General features: G+C 57.2%; 14 protein-coding genes and 3 pseudogenes. 12 read left to right on the plus strand and 5 right to left on the minus strand.

Annotated elements, in window-relative coordinates; genetic code table 11:
• Nucleotides 1-60 precede the first annotated feature (60 nt).
• From mtr to C2E16_RS06415, 3 genes and pseudogenes are all read left to right on the plus strand, one after another.
• Nucleotides 61-1,311 (plus strand): tryptophan permease, encoded by a 1,251-nt coding sequence (gene mtr / locus C2E16_RS06405; RefSeq protein ID WP_084970219.1) that lies wholly within the window; start codon nucleotides 61-63, stop codon nucleotides 1,309-1,311.
• 342 nt (nucleotides 1,312-1,653) lie between these two features.
• Nucleotides 1,654-3,071: pseudogene (gene chiP, locus C2E16_RS06410) on the plus strand (chitoporin ChiP).
• Nucleotides 3,072-3,154: 83 nt separating this feature from the next.
• A pseudogene (locus C2E16_RS06415) lies at nucleotides 3,155-5,811 on the plus strand (beta-N-acetylhexosaminidase).
• Nucleotides 5,812-5,913: 102 nt separating this feature from the next.
• On the opposite strand, the gene fur reads toward C2E16_RS06415, so the two are convergent.
• From fur to ybfF, 4 genes and pseudogenes are all read right to left on the minus strand, one after another.
• The gene (fur, locus tag C2E16_RS06420) at nucleotides 5,914-6,357 is read right to left on the minus strand and encodes a ferric iron uptake transcriptional regulator (RefSeq protein ID WP_038627408.1); all 444 of its coding nucleotides are present in this window, start codon (nucleotides 6,355-6,357) and stop codon (nucleotides 5,914-5,916) included.
• Between the two features lie 360 nt (nucleotides 6,358-6,717).
• Nucleotides 6,718-7,248, minus strand: coding sequence for a flavodoxin FldA (fldA, locus tag C2E16_RS06425; protein ID WP_038627406.1), 531 nt, complete (start codon nucleotides 7,246-7,248; stop codon nucleotides 6,718-6,720).
• Nucleotides 7,249-7,387: 139 nt separating this feature from the next.
• Entirely contained in the window at nucleotides 7,388-7,663 is a 276-nt protein-coding gene (ybfE, locus tag C2E16_RS06430) for a LexA regulated protein (protein ID WP_038630088.1), read from the minus strand.
• A gap of 156 nt (nucleotides 7,664-7,819) precedes the next feature.
• Nucleotides 7,820-8,583, minus strand: a pseudogene (ybfF, locus tag C2E16_RS06435) (esterase).
• Between the two features lie 256 nt (nucleotides 8,584-8,839).
• Here ybfF and seqA point away from each other — a divergent pair.
• On the plus strand, nucleotides 8,840-9,409 hold the full coding sequence (seqA, locus tag C2E16_RS06440; RefSeq protein WP_038630087.1) for a replication initiation negative regulator SeqA: 570 nt from the start codon (nucleotides 8,840-8,842) through the stop codon (nucleotides 9,407-9,409).
• Between the two features lie 24 nt (nucleotides 9,410-9,433).
• Nucleotides 9,434-11,074 (plus strand): phosphoglucomutase (alpha-D-glucose-1,6-bisphosphate-dependent), encoded by a 1,641-nt coding sequence (pgm, locus tag C2E16_RS06445; protein ID WP_038627402.1) that lies wholly within the window; start codon nucleotides 9,434-9,436, stop codon nucleotides 11,072-11,074.
• A gap of 59 nt (nucleotides 11,075-11,133) precedes the next feature.
• Here the strand turns inward: pgm and kdpE are convergent, their stop codons facing one another.
• Nucleotides 11,134-11,811: a two-component system response regulator KdpE gene (gene kdpE, locus C2E16_RS06450; RefSeq protein WP_038630086.1), complete on the minus strand. Its 678-nt coding sequence runs from the start codon at nucleotides 11,809-11,811 to the stop codon at nucleotides 11,134-11,136.
• Nucleotides 11,812-12,076: 265 nt separating this feature from the next.
• Between kdpE and C2E16_RS06455 the strand changes: the two genes are divergently transcribed.
• The 7 genes from C2E16_RS06455 (at nucleotide 12,077) to pxpA (ending at nucleotide 18,074) form a co-directional block, all read left to right on the plus strand.
• Nucleotides 12,077-12,277, plus strand: coding sequence for a YbfA family protein (locus tag C2E16_RS06455; protein WP_038627400.1), 201 nt, complete (start codon nucleotides 12,077-12,079; stop codon nucleotides 12,275-12,277).
• A 166-nt stretch (nucleotides 12,278-12,443) separates the two neighbouring features.
• Nucleotides 12,444-13,397, plus strand: a complete 954-nt coding sequence (locus C2E16_RS06460; RefSeq protein WP_038627398.1) for a YbgA family protein — start codon at nucleotides 12,444-12,446, stop codon at nucleotides 13,395-13,397.
• Between the two features lie 16 nt (nucleotides 13,398-13,413).
• Nucleotides 13,414-14,877, plus strand: a complete 1,464-nt coding sequence (gene phrB / locus C2E16_RS06465; RefSeq protein WP_104951450.1) for a deoxyribodipyrimidine photo-lyase — start codon at nucleotides 13,414-13,416, stop codon at nucleotides 14,875-14,877.
• Nucleotides 14,864-15,607 (plus strand): type 2 GTP cyclohydrolase I, encoded by a 744-nt coding sequence (locus C2E16_RS06470; RefSeq protein ID WP_084970223.1) that lies wholly within the window; start codon nucleotides 14,864-14,866, stop codon nucleotides 15,605-15,607. The genes phrB and C2E16_RS06470 overlap by 14 nt, the downstream gene beginning before the upstream one ends.
• Before the next feature lie 154 nt (nucleotides 15,608-15,761).
• Nucleotides 15,762-16,418, plus strand: a complete 657-nt coding sequence (gene pxpB / locus C2E16_RS06475) for a 5-oxoprolinase subunit PxpB (protein WP_038627394.1) — start codon at nucleotides 15,762-15,764, stop codon at nucleotides 16,416-16,418.
• Entirely contained in the window at nucleotides 16,412-17,344 is a 933-nt protein-coding gene (gene pxpC / locus C2E16_RS06480) for a 5-oxoprolinase subunit PxpC (protein ID WP_038627392.1), read from the plus strand. Before pxpB ends, pxpC begins: the two co-directional genes overlap by 7 nt.
• The gene (gene pxpA / locus C2E16_RS06485; protein ID WP_038627390.1) at nucleotides 17,334-18,074 is read left to right on the plus strand and encodes a 5-oxoprolinase subunit PxpA; all 741 of its coding nucleotides are present in this window, start codon (nucleotides 17,334-17,336) and stop codon (nucleotides 18,072-18,074) included. The genes pxpC and pxpA overlap by 11 nt, the downstream gene beginning before the upstream one ends.
• The last annotated feature ends 34 nt before the right edge of the window (nucleotides 18,075-18,108 follow it).

The raw sequence follows: 18,108 nt of genomic DNA on the forward strand, positions 1-18,108 counted from the left end.
TCTGCCAGACAGAACGCCAGCTGAATATAAAATGAACAGATATCATTCTAAGGACGCGTTATGGGAACAGCGGTTTCCGCCAGCAAACTCCCTTCTGTACTTTGGGGCACACTGATTATTACCGGCACCGTGGTCGGCGCCGGCATGTTTTCCCTGCCGGTAGTGATGTCCGGCGCCTGGTTTAGCTGGTCGGCGGCAATGTTGCTGCTCACCTGGCTCTGTATGCTGCTTTCCGGACTGATGTTTCTGGAAGCCAGCCTGCATTATCCCACCGGCGCAGGTTTCGACACCCTGACGCGCGATCTGCTGGGGCGGCGCTGGAATCTGATTAACGGCGCTTCAATCGCCTTCGTGCTGGGCATTCTGACCTACGCCTATATCTCCGCAAGCGGCGCTATTTTGCAGCATACCTTCGCCTCGCTGGGCATGCCGGTGTCGGCCCGAATCGCCGGGCTGGGCTTTACGCTGCTGGTGGCGCTGTTTGTCTGGTTGGGCACTGCCGTCGTCAGTCGCGTCACGCTGATTTTTCTCGGCGCGAAGGTAATCACTTTCTTCCTGCTGTTCGGCGGCCTGTTGGGGCATGTAAAGCCTGCGCTGCTGTTCCCCAGCGGCGGCGAGGAGGCGCGCTATCTGCGCTATCTCTGGATGGTGGTGCCTTTTTGCCTTGCCTCGTTTGGCTATCACGGTAATATTTCCGGCCTCATCGGCTATTACCAGCGCGATGGCAAAAAGGTGGCGTGCTGCCTGTTGCTGGGTACCGTCGCCGCGCTGGCGATCTATCTGGTATGGATTATCGGCACCATGGGGAATATTCCGCGCGCAGATTTTATCGCCATTGCCCAGCGCGGCGGTAATATCGATGCGCTGGTGGAAGCGCTGGGCGGCCTGCTGCAAAACGCCTCGCTTAGCGCGCTGCTGACCATCTTCTCCACCTTTGCTGTCGCCAGCTCGTTTCTTGGCGTCACGCTGGGGCTGTTTGACTATCTTGCCGATCTGCTGAAATTTAATAACGGCGCGACAGGCAGGCTGAAAACCACGCTGGTCACCTTTGTCGTGCCGCTTGTCGCCGCGCTGATCTGGCCGAACGGTTTTCTGTTGGCGATCGGCTATGCCGGGCTGGCAGCCACCATCTGGGCGGTGATTACCCCGGCGCTGCTGGCGTACCGCGCCAGACAGCGTTTCCCTGAAGCGCAGGGCTGGAAACTGAAAGGCGGCCTGTTTCCCCTTGTACTGGTGCTGCTGTTCGCCGCGCTGAACATTGTGGTGTCGCTGCTCAGCTACGTCGATCTGCTGCCGGTATACGCCAGATAATTCATTCCTGCAGGACAGGCGTTTTGTCCTGCATTTAATTATTTTTATATGCCGCAAAAGCGTTAATTGAATATCCTTTAGATTTTAATTAACGTAATAACTATTTTATTACTGGTTAATAAAATAAATAGGAAGCTCATATTTATATTGCGATGAGTCTTTGTCTGTTTATCCCGCCATTATTTATCTTTTTTATGTGTTCCGGGTCATAATTTAATAACTCAGTCACTCGTTCCTGTTGATAATTCGCGTTGCGAAAAATATCCTTGAATTTGTCAGGGTACGCTTTGATTACCCGCTTTTTTTATTGTTTTCGATTTTTCCGTCAAAGAGGAATAACCTATGCGCACCTTAACAGGCGGGCGTAAGGGGCTATGCTGGGCGCTATCCATGCTTACCGCGCTTGCCAGCTTTATTATTACGCCTTCGATTCACGCCAGCGGTTTTATCGATGATGCTTCATTAAACGGCGCTGTATATTACTGGCAGCGACAGCGTGACCGTAAAGAGATGAATAAAGAGAGCGAACATTACGGTCAATATCAGCCCAATTTACATCACGCCACCGTTAACGGCAGCCTTGATTTTAATTCGGGTTACGCTGCCGATATTATTGGACTGGATCTCGCGCTGTTTGGCGCGATTGAAATGAGCAATAGCGGCCCGGCAACGCCGAATGAAATTGGCTTCAGCCGGGCAAAACATCGCTGGGAAGAAGAGTGGGGAGGCGATCGTAGCGGCGCCAGCCTGTATAAAGCCGCGCTGAAAATGAAGGCTGATGATTACTGGCTGCGGGCTGGCTATATTCAGCCGCAGGGACAGACGCTGTTCGCGCCGCACTGGAGTTTTCTGCCTGGCACCTATCGCGCGATAGAAGCCGGCGCAAGCAGCGATTTTACCGATGCGGGGAGGCTGGACATCTCCTGGATGTGGACCGATCGCTATAAAGCGCCCTGGTATCGTAATTTCTATACGTTTCGTAAAGCCGATGGAAAAACCGGCATCCCCTGGATGCAGGCGATCGGCGCCCGCTACGATTTTAAAAACCAACTGATCCTGGAAGCGTCATGGGGGCAGGCGGCGGATTATATGGACCAGTACTTTGCCAAAGCCTCCTGGAGCATGCCGCTGGGCGATCGCGCTCTACGCACCAGCTACCAGTTTTATGGCGCAAAAGATCACGAAAGCGGCGGTGCGGCAAACAGCAATGATGTTTATGACGGCCTGGCCTGGCTACAGGCGCTGACGTTTGGGTATGTCTGGGGCCTTTTGATTTACGCCTGGAAGGAACCTGGGTGAAGGCGGAAGGCAATCAGGGCTTTTTTCTGCAACGGATGACGCCTTCCTGGGCCAGTTCTAACGGGCGGCTTGATATCTGGTGGGATGCGCGTTCGGACTGGAACGCCAACGGTGAAAAAGCGCTGTTTGCTGGCGTCACGTACGACCTGGCGGGTTGGAATCTGCCCGGTTGGGCGATTGGCACATCGTATGCCTGGGGATGGGATGCGAAACCCAGCACCAGTCCGCAATGGGATCAAGGCCAACGGCTGCGTGAATCCGCCTGGAATCTTGATCTGCTCTACACCATCCAGCAGGGCAGGGCAAAGGACACCCTGTTTAAGCTGCACTTCACGCGTTACGACAATCACAGCGATATCGCCAGCTATGGCGGCGGGTTCGGCAATATTTTCCAGGATGAAAAAGATGTGAAGTTTATGATTATCGCGCCCTTCACCCTTTTTAAACAGAGCGGGCGGTAGACGCCGCCTTAACAAACGGCTGTATCGGTAATCGCCTGAGGCTGTTCGGAAGCCCACGCGACAGGGAAGCATAAGGGGAAAAAATGAAATGTCTCACGTTGTCAGCATTAATCATCGCCGCACTGGCGGGATGCAGCTCGTCCGGCATGCAGGCGCAGCGGGTTGTGGATCAGATAAGCCAGTTCGACGTGCGTTATCAGGTCACGGATAATCTGGCTAACCAGCATGGCGTCGACTGCGCTGCGCTGGGGGCGGACTGGGCCGCCTGTAATCGGGCGACGATCACGCTGACCAATAATGGCCCTGCGCTGAAAAGCCGCAGCTGGGCTATTTATATGAGCCATGTCCATGCGACGCTGAAAGTGGAAAGCGACAAGTTTAAGCTGACCCATTTGGTGGGCGATCTGGTGAAGCTGGAGCCGACGGAGAAATTCACCGGACTGGCGGCGGGCGAATCGGTGGATATTCCGCTTATCAATGAGTACTGGCAGCTGTTTATTACCGACGTCATGCCGCGCTGGTACGTGACGGCGGATAATGCTGAGCCGCGCATTATCGCCAGTACCGATACCGAAGATCTGACGCAGTTCGTTGCGCCAGTCGGCCCCCACTGGAAGCGCATCGCTGACGATAAAAACCTGTTAATGCAGCCTGCCAGCCGCTTTGTTAAAAATGGCGATATTCATCGGCTCCCCGCCGCCGCGCTGCGCGGGCAAATCACGCCGACGCCGTTAAGCCTGACGGTTCATCAGGCCGATCTCGACCTCAGCGGCGGGATCGCGTTTGATCTTGCTGCGCTGCCTGCGGATCAGGCGGCGGCAGTGCGCAACCGCTTCGCCTTGATGAACGTCAACGCCAGCAAGCGGGGCGTGCCGCTGACGACGCGTATCGACGCTGCCCAGTTCGCCAATGCCGGGGCGGTAAGCGGGGCGTATCGTCTGCGCATTACGCCGCAGGAAATCGCGGTTACCGGCTATGATCGGGCAGGGCTGTTTTACGGTTTGATGTCGGTAATCTCTCTTCTGCCAGCCGGAGGCAAGCCGGTTGTCGCCACGCTTGATGCCTGGGACGCGCCACGCTTTGCTTATCGTGGCGCTTTTCTGGACGTGGCGCGCAACTTTCACAGCAAACAGGCGATCGTGCGTCTGCTGGATCAGATGGCCGCCTGGAAACTGAATAAATTCCATTTCCATCTCAGCGATGATGAGGGCTGGCGCATTGAAATCCCCGGTCTGCCTGAATTGACGGAAATCGGCGCGCGTCGCTGTCACGATCTCAGCGAGCAGCGCTGCCTGTTGCCGCAGCTGGGGTCCGGCCCTTTCAGCAATAATAACGGCAGCGGCTTCCTGAGCCGAAGCGATTATATCGATATCATTAAATACGCCCGGGCGCGACATATTGAGGTCATCCCGGAGTTCGATATGCCCGCGCACGCACGTGCGGCGGTTATCGCTATGGAAGCGCGCTATCAGAGACTGATGCGGCAAGGAAAGGAGCAACAGGCGAACGAATATCGTCTGCTTGATCCATCGGACAGCTCTAATACCACCTCCGTACAGCTATACGATCGCACCAGCTATCTCAATCCCTGTATGCCGTCCAGCCTGCGATTTGTCGATAAAGTGATCGCTGAAGTGCAGGCGATGCACCAGGCGGCGGGACAGCCGTTAACAACCTGGCACTTTGGCGGCGACGAGGCGAAAAACATTCGATTTGGCGCGGGCTACAGCGACATAAAACAGCCGAAGCCGGGCACCGGCGTTATCGATCAAAGCAAAGAGAACCGCCCGTGGGAAAAATCATCCGTCTGCCAGACGATGATCGCCGCAGGAAAAATGAAAGATTTGGATCATCTGCCCAGCGACTTTGCGCTGGCCGTCAGCCGCCAGCTGCGGTCACACGGCATTCAACGTATGCAGGCCTGGCAGGATGGCTTGAAACATGCGGACAATGCCGCAGCGTTCGCCACGCCGCAGGTCGCGGTAAACTTCTGGGATACGCTCTACTGGGGCGGGTTCGACAGCGCTAATGACTGGGCGAACAAGGGCTATGATGTGATTATCTCCAGTCCCGACTATGTCTATATGGACTTTCCGTATGAAGTGAACCCGCAAGAGCGCGGTTATTACTGGGGCACCCGTTTTAGCGATGAACGTAAAATGTTCAGCTTTGCGCCAAATAACCTGCCGCAGAATGCGGAGACCTCTGTCGATCGCGACGGTAAACCTTTCAGCGCCCGCTCTGACAAGCCCTGGCCCGGCGCCTGGGGCCTGTCGGCTCAGCTGTGGAGCGAAACCGTACGCACCGATGAGCAGATGGAATATATGATTTTCCCACGCCTGTTCGCCGTCGCCGAACGCGCATGGCATCGTGCCGAATGGGAGCAGGAATATCAGCCGGGACGGGAATATGTCGGCGGCGTAACGCAGCGGGTCGATCGCGCCGCGCTCAACCGCGACTGGCAGCGTTTCGCCAACCTGTTAGGACAACGCGAACTGGCGAAGCTGGACAGAGCGGGCATCGCCTGGCGTCTGCCGGTGCCGGGCGCGCGCATTCATAACGGTTTTCTGGAAGCGAATATCGCATTGCCGGGCCTGGCTATCGACTACTCGCTGGACGGCGGACAAAGCTGGCTGCGCTATGATGAAGACAATAAACCCGAATTGAAGCGGGCAGGAGGGTAGAGGTGCGCAGCGTCAGCCCGGATGGGCAGCGCGTCAGCCGCAGCGAAGCGCTTTAAGCCTGCGTTGTGGTAAACGGCTTGTGGGCCAAAGCACCATCCCAGCCATAAAAAAAACCGGCGCGTCGGCGCCGGTTTTTCATTACTGCATAGCACAATTGATTATTTATCGTGTAAAGAGTCGTCTTCGCGACAGTCGCCCAGCGCGCAATGACCATACAGATAGAGGCTGTGGTTGGTCAGTTTGATGCCGTGACGCGTGGCGATTTCACGCTGGCGGGCTTCAATGGATTCATCGCTAAACTCAATGACTTTGCCGCAGTCCAGGCAGATCAGATGATCGTGGTGATGCTGCTGAGTCAGTTCGAAAACGGACTTGCCGCCTTCAAAATTATGACGCGTGACGATACCGGCATCATCAAACTGGTTCAGCACGCGATATACCGTCGCCAGCCCAATTTCTTCACCCATATCAATCAGGCGCTTGTACAAATCTTCCGCACTGACGTGATGGCACTCAGGTTCCTGAAGCACTTCCAGGATTTTTAGTCGCGGAAGCGTAACCTTCAGGCCGGCCTTCTTTAATGCGGTGTTATTGTCAGTCATGCGGATATTGTCCTGTTACTTTGCTAGTCACAATGTGGCTGAACAGCCATGAACATCGGTCGACGCTAAGTTAATAGCGTCTCATTATAGAACTGATGCTTCGAAATGAAAACCGTAAGGGGATGCGTGAAGTCGCAAGTGGAAGTATGAAAAGATCGCTACGTCCGGCGTTGTTCATGCTCATTAATGCTGCGTTTACATTTCGCTTAATCCTGCCGCTTTACAGCACGACGGCAGAAAAGCGTGTGACCGATACGGGTATTCTACCGACTCACTGGTAAAATTTTCAAACCCGTACCTATCATTCCTATAGGAAAAACCTGTTACGCAATGTGATACAGCACACAATAAGCCGTAAAATCAGGCTTCCAGAATTTCCTGCAGATGCAGTTCTTCATAAATCTGCTTCACCCACTTCTCGACGCGTTCGTTGGTCAGCTCAGGCTGACGGTCTTCATCGATCGCCAGGCCAAGGAAGTGCTTGTCGTCGGCCAGGCCTTTAGAGGCTTCGAAGTGGTAGCCTTCGGTCGGCCAGTGGCCAACAATCACCGCGCCGTTCGGCTCGATGATGTCACGAATGGTGCCCATCGCATCGCAGAAATATTCAGCGTAATCTTCCTGGTCGCCGCAGCCAAACAGCGCCACCAGCTTACCGTTGAAGTCGATCTCTTCCAGCGTCGGGAAGAAATCATCCCAGTCACACTGCGCTTCGCCGTAATACCAGGTTGGAATGCCTAACAGCAGGATATCAAACGCTTCCAGGTCTTCTTTACTGCTCTTGGCAATATCATGCACTTCGGCAACATCGCTACCGAGTTGTTTCTGGATCATCTTCGCAATGTTTTCTGTATTGCCGGTATCGCTGCCAAAGAAAATGCCTACGATTGCCATGAGTTTAATAACCTCTTGAAACTTAAATATATGGTAACTGCCCGTGGTATGCAGATTACGGCAATAATAGCAGAGACCGAATGGAGGCGGAACTCGTAAAGCCGCTGCATTTGTTCCTGAGTGCGCTTCTTCCAGCCGTTTAAAGCGCCTTTAACTGGGCGAGGATCATCTCTTCAATCAGCTCGCTTCGGCTTACGCCGCGCTCGGCGGCCATCGCGTTAAGCGCTTCCACCGCTTCGCTGTTCATCTTCAGTTCAACGCGCCGCAATCCGCGTACTTTGTCACGTTTCAACTGGTTGCGCTTGTTGATACGAAGTTGCTCATCACGCGACAGCGGACTGGTTTTCGGGCGTCCCGGGCGACGTTCATCTGCAAACAGATCGAGCGTGGTCCGGTCCGTATGTTCTTTTGCCATAGAATCGTGATACTGAATGGGCTGCGCGTTTGCGCCGCGCATGGTGACGTTTTGGGCCGGTTTGCCGCCGTTTTAGCAGCGGCAAAATTTTAGCGCGCCATCATACCCTGCGAAAAGTTTGAGAACAATCATTGTCGGCCTGTTAACGCTTTGCTTTTACAGCGCTAAAAAACGCCGCACCGCGCGCAATACTACATCGGGCTTTTCCGCATGCACCCAGTGCCCGGCGCCGGCGATGACATGCGCGCGCGCCTGCGGGAACTGCGCCAGCAGCGCATTGCGATGAATATCATCCAGATAGGGAGAAAGCCCCCGCGGATAAATAGCGCCGGGCCTGACCAGGAGGGCACCGTTTCCCAGCCGGAGATAGCCGAATAGTTAGCCCACAGGGCAGGAACATTGAAGCGCCATTCGCCTTCAAAGAACGACTTCAGCAGGAACTGGATGACGCCTTCTTCTGTAATGACCTCGCGCATCACTTCGGCCGCCGCGCTACGCTGCGTCACGCCTGCCGCCGTCACCGCGTTCACTGCGGCGAAAATCGCGTCGTGACGGCGGGTCTGATAATCCACCGGGGCGATATCGATCAGCACCAGCTGTTCGATGCGTTCGGGCGCCAGCGCCGTCATGGTCATGGCGATTTTGCCGCCCATGGAATGACCGATAACCGTCACCTTATCAATGTCGTGTCGATCGAGCGTTTCCAGCATATCCTGCGCCATCGCGCGGTAAGACATCTCTTCGCTGCGCGGCGACAGGCCGTGATTGCGCACATCAACCTGAATCAACGGCCGATCCGCCTTTAAGCCGCGCGCCAGCACGCCCAGATTATCCAGGCTGCCGAACAGGCCGTGAATCAACAGTACAGGGGTGGCGTCCGCGACGGACTGCTCAGTTTGCAGTCGAGTATTCAAATTCATGGCAAAGTTCTTACAGTTGAAAGGAAAGCTTAGGTTATCATGGTTTTCACTATCCCTGCCGATCGGTCAATGGTTGTTTGCCGGGGGGCTTTGCGGCATATTCTGACTTTTGCCTGCAAGCGCCAACGTCGCTACCGACCCGCAGGATTTAACTTTATAATCCTTATGTTAGAACGCCGACGCAGACTGTTTCGCTTTTTTTAGCGTCCGCTCGCCGCGCCGGGTTCTGCCACAAGCAATTACCGTACGGATGAAGATGAAAACGATTGAAGTCGACGAAGAGCTATACCGCTACATTGCCAGCCACACGCAGCATATCGGTGAAAGCGCCTCGGATATTTTACGGCGTATGTTGAAATTTACCGCCGGTCAGAGTGCTCCGGCAGCGGCAGCTGTCCCGTCTGCCGCCCCGGCTCCGGCAATGGCTGTCAGCGTCAGTCAGGAAAATGAAGCGAGCAAACCGGCTCCCCGTTCACAGGATCGGGTGCGCGCCGTGCGTGAGCTGCTACTCTCTGATGAGTACGCCGAGCAGAAAAAGGCGGTGAACCGTTTTATGCTGATTCTGTCGACACTCTATAATCTTGATCCCAACGCATTTGCGGAGGCCACTGCTTCGTTGCAGGGACGCACCCGCGTTTACTTTGCCGGCGACGAACACACACTGTTGCAGCATGGCACCCATACCAAGCCGAAGCATGTGCCCGGCACGCCGTACTGGGTGATCACCAACACTAACACAGGTCGCAAATGCAGCATGGTGGAACACATTATGCTGGCAATGCAGTTCCCGCAGGAACTGACTGATAAGGTTTGCGGCACCATTTAACTGAAGCGTCAGGGAGAAGCGCCAATGGCCAATCACCCCCGTGCCGGGCAGCCAGCCCAGCAGAGCGATTTGATTAACGTTGCACAATTAACATCTCAGTATTACGTTCTGCAGCCAGAAAAAGGAAATGCGGAACACGCGGTGAAGTTTGGCACCTCAGGCCATCGCGGGAGCGCCGCGCGTCGCAGTTTCAATGAAACGCATATTCTGGCCATTGCGCAGGCGATAGCGGAAGAACGCAAGAAAAATGGCATTACCGGGCCTTGCTACGTCGGTAAAGACACGCATGCGTTGTCAGAGCCCGCCATTATCTCCGTGCTTGAAGTGCTGGCGGCCAACGGCGTTGATGTGATTGTGCAACAGGATAACGGCTATACGCCGACGCCGGCGATCTCCAACGCGATTCTTGAGCACAATAAAGCGGGCGGCGCGCAGGCTGACGGCATTGTGATTACGCCGTCCCACAACCCGCCGGAAGATGGCGGCATCAAATATAATCCGCCTAACGGCGGCCCGGCCGACACCAATGTCACCAAAGTGGTGGAAGATCGCGCCAACCAGCTGATTCAGGGCGACCTGAAAGAGGTGAAGCGTCTGCCGCTCGATCAGGCGTGGGCCAGCGGTCATATCCAGGAAAAAGATCTGATCCAGCCGTACGTTGAAGGACTGGCGCAGGTAGTGGATATGGACGCGATTAAAAAAGCAGGCCTGAAAATCGGCGTCGATCCGCTTGGCGGCTCCGGCATGGCGTACTGGAAGCGCATCGCTGAACACTACCAGCTCGATCTGACCATCGTTAACGATGCGATCGATCAGACTTTCCGCTTTATGCATTTAGATAAAGATGGCGCGGTGCGCATGGACTGCTCGTCCGAATGCGCAATGGCGGGCCTGCTGGCGCTGCGCGACAAGTTCGATCTCGCGTTCGGCAACGATCCTGACTACGACCGTCACGGTATCGTCACGCCGGCTGGCCTGATGAATCCGAACCACTATCTGGCGGTGGCGATCAACTATCTGTTCCAGCACCGCCCGCAGTGGGGCAAAGAGGTCGCCGTGGGCAAAACGCTGGTTTCCAGCGCCATGATCGACCGCGTGGTCAACGATATCGGTCGCAAGCTGGTGGAAGTGCCGGTAGGCTTTAAATGGTTTGTTGACGGCCTGTTCGATGGCAGCTTCGGCTTTGGCGGCGAAGAGAGCGCCGGCGCCTCTTTCCTGCGCTTCGACGGTACGCCGTGGTCTACGGATAAAGACGGCATTATTCTCTGCCTGCTGGCGGCGGAAATCACTGCGGTCACCGGCAAGAATCCGCAGCAGCACTACGACGAGCTGGCGCAACGCTTCGGCGCGCCGAGCTACAACCGTTTGCAGGCTTCCGCGACGTCAGCGCAGAAAGCGGCGCTGTCTAAGCTGTCGCCGGAAATGGTCAGCGCCGACACCCTGGCGGGCGATCCCATTACCGCACGTCTGACCAGCGCGCCGGGCAACGGCGCCGCGATCGGCGGTTTGAAAGTGATGACCGAAAACGGCTGGTTCGCCGCGCGTCCGTCCGGTACGGAAGACGCCTACAAAATCTACTGTGAAAGTTTCCTCGGCGCGGAACATCGCGAAAAAATCGAGAAAGAGGCGGTAGAGATCGTCAGCGCGGTGTTGAAAAACGCCTGAGTCTGAAGGTGAAAAAAGGCGCTGATCTTCAGCGCCTTTTTTATTGGCCGCGCGGCGGGTCAGGGCATAAAACGATAGCCGATGCCGGTCTCCGTCAGCAGATGCGCAGGACGCGTAGGGTCCTGCTCCAGCTTCTGTCGCAGGTGTCCCATATAAATGCGCAGGTAGTGGCTATGCTCAACGGCGTTCGGGCCCCAGACATGGTTCAGCAGTTGCCGCTGGGTCAGTACTTTGCCGGGATTATTCAACAACAGCGCCAGCAGGCGAAATTCGGTTGGCGTCAAATGCACGGTTTCGCCGTCGCGCGTAATATGATGCGCCGCCAGGTCGACCTGCACCAGACCAAACTGCACGACGCTGTTCGGCGTTTGCTGACCGGCATAACGACGCAGCGCGACGCGCACCCGCGCCAGCAGCTCCCCCACGCCAAACGGCTTCGTCAGAAAATCATCCGCACCGGCGTCCAGCGCCACGATTTTATCCTGCTCATCGCTGCGCGCGGAAAGCACAATGACCGGAATGCTGCTCCACTGCCGCAGGTCGCGGATAAAATCGATGCCGTCGCCGTCGGGCAGTCCAAGATCGAGGATCACTAAATCGGGTTTGCGCGTCGCGGCTTCGATCAGACCGCGTTGCAGCGTATCGCTGTCGTAAACGCGCAGCGCCTCGCTTTCCAGCGCTACGCGCAGAAAACGGCGGATCTCTTTTTCATCTTCAACAATCAGTACGCTGGTCACATCCACGACTCTCCATCGCCACGCCAAAATGACGAAAGCAGCACTTTAACAAAACCCGTTGCGTTTTGCGTCTGCTTCCATCTGCGGCCTGAATAAACATACATGCTGTTTATATTTAACATTTTTGTAACTCAGTTACGTTGTTTATACGCTGCTGCGCTTTTTTTCCGCAATTTAGTGGTCGGATGAGTAGTAAAATTACACAATCAGGCTTATCATCCTTCTTAAGAACGTTGCTGTTCATTCATCTCAGGAGGCCCAGGTTATGTATGCTGTTTATCCCCTGCCTAAAATTATCCTGCGCCGCGCGGCGGTGTTGTTGATAGGCGTGCTGGCGCTGCCGGTTATGCTGTTTCGCCGCGACAGGGCGCGTTTTTACAGCTATCTGCATCGCATCTGGAGTAAAACCAGCAGCAAGCCGGTCTGGCTGGCGCAGGCGGAAGCGGCAGGCGGCGATTTTTACTGACCGCCATGCATGTCGCAGGCCGTTTCGCCAGAAATGGTTATCTTATCATCCTGCCTTTCGGTGGGATTTTTTTGTCTTAACGCCCGGCCTGGCTGGATTTTAAGTGCGCCGCATCCCGGCTTCAGCTACACTTAAAATTATACAAGCTTTAAGAGGTTGTACAAGTATGAGCGAGAAAATACCGGTAGGAATCAGCGCCTGTTTGCTGGGAGAGAGCGTCCGTTTCGACGGTGGCCATAAACGCCTGACCTTCGCTACAGACGAACTCGCCCCCTATGTCCGCTATGAGCCGATCTGCCCGGAAATGGCGATCGGTTTGCCGACGCCGCGTCCGGCGCTGCGCCTGGTGAAAAAAGAGGATGAGGTCGCGCTCTGTTTCAGTAAAACCGGCGGCGAAGAGATCACCTCGCAGATGCAGGATTTCGCTACGCGTAAAGTTGCCGGTCTGCATCATCTCTGCGGCTATATTCTCTGCGCGAAATCCCCCAGCTGCGGTATGGAGCGGGTGCGCATTTACGAGCCTGACAGCAACAACAACCGCAAAGAGGGAATTGGCATCTTCACCCAGGCGCTGCAACGTGAAATGCCCTGGCTGCCGATGGAGGAGGATGGTCGTCTGCATGACGACGAGCTGCGGGAAAATTTCGTCAGCCGTGTCTATGCGCTGCATGAGTTTAACCAGCTCTGGAAAGAGGGGCTGACGGCGCATGGCCTGATGGCGTTTCATACCCGCTATAAATTGCTGTTGCTCGCGCACTCGCAGCAGGAATATCGCCAGCTGGGCCCTTTTGTCGCTTCTATGCACACCTTCGATTCGCTGGACGCGTACGCGACGGAATACCGTAACCGCTTGATGCATTTGATGTCGCATCGCGCCTCACGGCGTAATCACACCAACGTTTTGATGCACGTTCAGGGTTATTTCCGCCGTCAGCTTACCTCCGCGCAGCGTCAGGAGCTGGCGTCGTTGATCGATCGCTACCGTCAGGGCCTCCAGCCTTTACTGGCGCCAATTACGCTGATCAAACATTACATGAAAGAGTATCCGCACGAATGGCTGTCGCAGCAGCGCTACTTTGAGCCCTGGCCTGAAGCGTTGCGCTTACGTTACGGTCGTTGAGAGAACAGGAGACAGAATGGCCACTCATCTGGTCTGGCTGCGCAACGATCTACGCCTCAATGACAACAGCGCGCTCTGGGCTGCCTGCCGCCGCCGTGAGGATCGCGTTATCGCGCTATTTATCGCCACGCCTGAGCAGTGGCGGCGGCATAATATGTCGCCGCGTCAGGCCGACTATATCTGGCGCAGCCTGCAATTGTTGCAGCAGGGATTAGCGGAGAAGGGCATCGCGCTGCACTACCATCAGTGCGACGATTTCAACGCCGCCGTCAGCTATTTGCAGCAGTTTTGCCGTGAACGGCAGGTGAAGGCGCTGTTTTACAACTATCAGTATGAGTTCAACGAGCGGGAAAGGGACGCGGCGGTAGAGCGTCTGTTGCCGCAGCAGGGCGTGACGGTACAGGGATTCGACGACGGCGTTCTGCTGCCGCCGGGCAGCGTGCGCACCGGCAATCAAAAAATGTATAAGGTGTTTACGCCGTTCAGCAGGGCCTGCCTTAAGCGCCTGCGCGACGATTTGCCGCCCTGCCTGCCAGCGCCGGAAGCGCGCGCCGACGCGACCGCTGACGAACCGTCGACGCTGACGCCTTTCGATTACCCGCGACATTCCATTGACGAGCAACTTTTCTCGCCCGGCGAAGCCGCCGCATTGCGCCGCCTGCGCGAGTTTTGTCGCCAGCAGGTAGCGGATTATCCTGCGCGGCGCGATTATCCGGCGTATGAGTCCACCAGCAGGCTTTCTGTTTGCCTGGCCGTCGGCACGCTGTCGCCGCGCCAGTGTCTACATCGTCTGCTGCGCGAACAGCCGCACGCGCTGGAGGCGGGGCCGGGCAGCGTCTGGCTCAATGAGCTCATCTGGCGCGACTTTTACCGGCACTTACTGGTCGCTTTTCCGGCGCTGTGTAAAAACCAGCCGTTTATGGCATGGACCAAACAGCTCGCCTGGCAGCAACGGCCTGAGCAGTTTAACGCCTGGTGCGAAGGAAAAACCGGCTTCCCGATTGTGGACGCCGCGATGCGCCAGATGAACGCTACCGGCTGGATGCATAATCGCCTGCGCATGATTACCGCCAGCTTTCTGGTTAAGGATCTGCAGATCGACTGGCGGCGGGGCGAACGCTATTTTATGTCGGTGTTGATTGACGGCGACTTAGCCGCTAATAACGGCGGCTGGCAATGGGCGGCTTCCACCGGCACTGACGCAGTGCCTTATTTTCGCATTTTCAACCCAACCACGCAGGGCGAACGCTTCGACAAGCAGGGCGAGTTTATCCGGCGCTGGCTACCGGAGCTGGCGGCGGTGCCGGACAGCGCCATCCACGACCCGCACGGCTGGGCAAAGAAAAATCATCAACGGCTCGATTATCCGCAGCCGATCGTGGAACATAAGGCAGCGAGACAACAAACCTTAGCGATTTTTGAAGCGGCGCGGAAGGCGTCGCCTGTGATATCCCCGGAGCAGGTGAATGAACAATTTTGAACTGGAGCAGATCGTCAACCAGCAGCTTAACAGCGCCGCGTTTAGCGACTATGCGCCGAACGGTTTGCAGGTTGAAGGACGCGAGCACGTCAAAAAGATTGTGACCGGCGTAACCGCCTGTCAGGCGCTGCTGGATGAGGCGGTGCGGCTGCAGGCGGATGCGGTGATGGTGCATCACGGCTACTTCTGGAAAAACGAGGCGCCGGCGATTAAAGGCATGAAGCGTCGCCGACTGCGCACGCTGCTGGCGAACGACATTAATCTCTACGGCTGGCATCTGCCTCTCGATGCGCATCCTGAGCTGGGTAACAACGCGCAGCTGGCGCAGGCGCTTGGCATCCATGTTCAGGGCGACATTCAGCCGCTGGTGCCGTGGGGCGAACTGCAAGAGACGCTGAGCGGCGAGGCGCTGGCGGCGCGCATCGGCGAGGCGTTGGGACGTCAGCCGCTGCACTGCGGCGATAACGCGCCGGCACAGATCCGTCGTATCGCCTGGTGCAGCGGCGGCGGACAGGGCTTTATCGACAGCGCGGCGGCGTTCGGCGTCGACGCTTTTATCACCGGCGAAGTGTCGGAACAGACGATTCACAGCGCCAGAGAAAACGGCCTGCACTTTTTCGCCGCCGGGCATCACGCCACCGAACGCGGCGGCATCCGCGCCTTAGGCGAGTGGCTGGCTGCACAGCATCAGCTGGATGTCACCTTTATCGATATCGATAATCCCGCCTGAAAATCGGCTTTTCTGCTTTACGGCGGGAGGCTTCCCGCCGTCATATCCGCATCACATATCCATGCAAACCGGTTGACACTCAGCCAGCATCCCCGCATAACTATTTGTTCAAAATGAATAAGTCATAATATTCCGTTATGTCAGGAGGTGAGTTTTGCAAAGGGCACGTTGTTACCTGTTGGGGGAACGCGCGGTCGTGCTTGAGCTGGAACCGCCCGTCTCGCTGCTGAGCCAGCAGCGAATTTGGGGATTAACGCAGCGGCTGCGTGACTATCCGCAGGTGCTGGAAGCGATCCCCGGAATGAATAATCTGACGGTGGTGCTGCGCGATCCGCAGCATCAGGCGCTGGACGCCATCGAACGTTTGCAAACCTGGTGGGAAGAGAGCGAAGCCGCGGTGCCTGAGTCGCGCGAGGTCGCGATTCCGGTCGTTTACGGCGGCGAGGCCGGGCCCGATCTGGACGTCGTGGCGCGCCACTGTCAAATGACGCCGCAGCAGGTGGTCGAGGCGCACGCCGCCGTCCTGTATGACGTCTATTTTATCGGCTTTCAGCCCGGATTCCCTTATCTGGGCGGGCTGGACAGCCGTCTGCATACTCCGCGTCGCGATGAGCCGCGCGTACAGGTGCCAGCTGGATCGGTGGGCATCGGCGGCAGTCAGACCGGCATTTATCCTCTCGCTTCGCCCGGCGGCTGGCAGCTGCTTGGCCGCACCACGCTACCGTTATTCGATCCGCAACAGCAGCCGCCGACGCTGCTGCGCCCAGGCGATCGCGTCCGCTTTGTGCCGCAGAAGGAGGGCATATGCTGAACATCATTCGCGCGGGTATGAGCGCGACATTACAGGACGGCGGACGCAGCGGCTGGCGACAGTTCGGCATCAGCAGCGGCGGCGTGCTGGACGATCCGGCGATGCGCACGGCGAATCTGCTGGTGGGCAATCCGCAGCAGCAGGCGGTGCTGGAGATTACGCTTGGGCAGTTTTGCGCCGAGTTTGGACGCGACGGCTGGTTTGCGCTGACCGGCGCGGGCTGCAACGCCGATCTGGACGGCCAGCCTGTCTGGACCGGCTGGCGGACGCCGGTTAAAAAGGGGCAGCGGCTGACGCTCTCGATGCCGGTGCGCGGCATGCGCAGCTATCTGGCGATCAACGGCGGCTTTGCGGTGGAACCCTTGCTTGGCTCCTGTAGCACCGATCTTAACGCCGCTTTCGGCGGCTGGCAGGGGCGGCGGCTACAGGATGGCGACGTGCTGCCGCTGGCGGCGCCGACGCGTGACTTCAGCAAAAAAGCGGGCGTGCGCCAGCTGCTGTGGGGCAACCGCCTGCGCGCGCTGCCAGGCCCGGAATATCATGAGTTCAGTCGCGAATCGCAGGAAGCGTTCTGGCGCGTTTCCTGGCGGCTCGATCCGCAGAGCAACCGCATGGGTTACCGCCTGCAGGGGCGGCCTCTGGCGCGCGACAGCCGACGCGAGCTGCTCTCGCACGGCCTGCTGCCCGGCGTGATTCAGGTGCCTCATAACGGCCAGCCGATCGTGCTGATGGCCGATGCGCAGACCACCGGCGGCTATCCGCGCATCGCCTGCGTGATCGAAGCCGATCTTTATCACCTGGCGCAGATCCGCCTTGGTGAACCGATCCATTTTATCCACTGTACGCTGGAAGAGGCGTTGCAGGCGAAACAGCAACAGCAGCAGGTTCTTGAACGCATGTCATGGGGGCTGGAAGATGAAAATTGATTTAAACGCCGATTTAGGCGAAGGCTGCGGCAGCGATCGCGAACTGTTGCAGCTGGTCAGTTCAGCAAACATCGCCTGCGGTTTTCACGCGGGCGACGCGCAAACCATGCTGCAATCGGTGCGCTGGGCGCGAGAGTTTGGCGTGGCGATTGGCGCGCACCCCTCTTTCCCCGACCGTGAGAATTTCGGCCGTAGCGCCATGCAGCTGCCGCCGGAGACAGTCTACGCACAGGTGCTCTATCAGATCGGCGCGCTAAAAGCGCTGGCGGAGAGCGAAGGCGCAAGCCTGACGCACGTTAAGCCGCACGGCATGCTCTACAACCAGGCGGCGCGCGATGCGCAGCTGGCGGATGCCATCGCGCGCGCGGTTAAGGCCGCAGGCGGCGATCTGCTGCTGGTGGGGCTGGCGGGCAGCGAGTCGGTACGGGCCGCGCAGCATTACGGCCTGCGCACCCGTGAAGAGGTCTTCGCCGATCGCGGCTATCAGGCGGATGGTTCGCTGGTGCCGCGCGGCCAGCCTGGGGCGATGATTGAAGAAGAAGAACAGGCGATTTCTCGTACGCTTTCGATGGTTCAGCATGGCAAAGTCGAAAGCGTGACGGGGGAGTGGGTTGCGCTACGGGCGCAGACCGTTTGCCTGCACGGCGATGGCCCGCATGCGTTGGCCTTCGCTCGTCGTCTGCGCGACGCTTTTGCCGCGCAGCATATTTTGGTCAGCAGCGACTGCTGACAGCTTGCCCCGGCCGTGCCGGGGATTTCATCAG

Origin of the sequence: Mixta calida (genome assembly GCF_002953215.1) — a bacterium.
GTDB lineage: Bacteria > Pseudomonadota > Gammaproteobacteria > Enterobacterales > Enterobacteriaceae > Mixta > Mixta calida.

Bases quoted from the DNA above. Each gene is read 5' to 3' on its own strand.
- mtr (WP_084970219.1), top strand. From the start codon at position 61: ATGGGAACAGCGGTTTCCGCCAGCAAACTCCCTTCTGTACTTTGGGGC.
- fur (WP_038627408.1), bottom strand. From the start codon at position 6,357: ATGACTGACAATAACACCGCATTAAAGAAGGCCGGCCTGAAGGTTACG.
- C2E16_RS06460 (WP_038627398.1), top strand. From the start codon at position 12,444: ATGAGCGAGAAAATACCGGTAGGAATCAGCGCCTGTTTGCTGGGAGAG.
- C2E16_RS06455 (WP_038627400.1), top strand. From the start codon at position 12,077: ATGTATGCTGTTTATCCCCTGCCTAAAATTATCCTGCGCCGCGCGGCG.
- fldA (WP_038627406.1), bottom strand. From the start codon at position 7,248: ATGGCAATCGTAGGCATTTTCTTTGGCAGCGATACCGGCAATACAGAA.
- pgm (WP_038627402.1), top strand. From the start codon at position 9,434: ATGGCCAATCACCCCCGTGCCGGGCAGCCAGCCCAGCAGAGCGATTTG.
- phrB (WP_104951450.1), top strand. From the start codon at position 13,414: ATGGCCACTCATCTGGTCTGGCTGCGCAACGATCTACGCCTCAATGAC.
- C2E16_RS06470 (WP_084970223.1), top strand. From the start codon at position 14,864: ATGAACAATTTTGAACTGGAGCAGATCGTCAACCAGCAGCTTAACAGC.
- ybfE (WP_038630088.1), bottom strand. From the start codon at position 7,663: ATGGCAAAAGAACATACGGACCGGACCACGCTCGATCTGTTTGCAGAT.
- seqA (WP_038630087.1), top strand. From the start codon at position 8,840: ATGAAAACGATTGAAGTCGACGAAGAGCTATACCGCTACATTGCCAGC.
- pxpA (WP_038627390.1), top strand. From the start codon at position 17,334: ATGAAAATTGATTTAAACGCCGATTTAGGCGAAGGCTGCGGCAGCGAT.
- pxpC (WP_038627392.1), top strand. From the start codon at position 16,412: ATGCTGAACATCATTCGCGCGGGTATGAGCGCGACATTACAGGACGGC.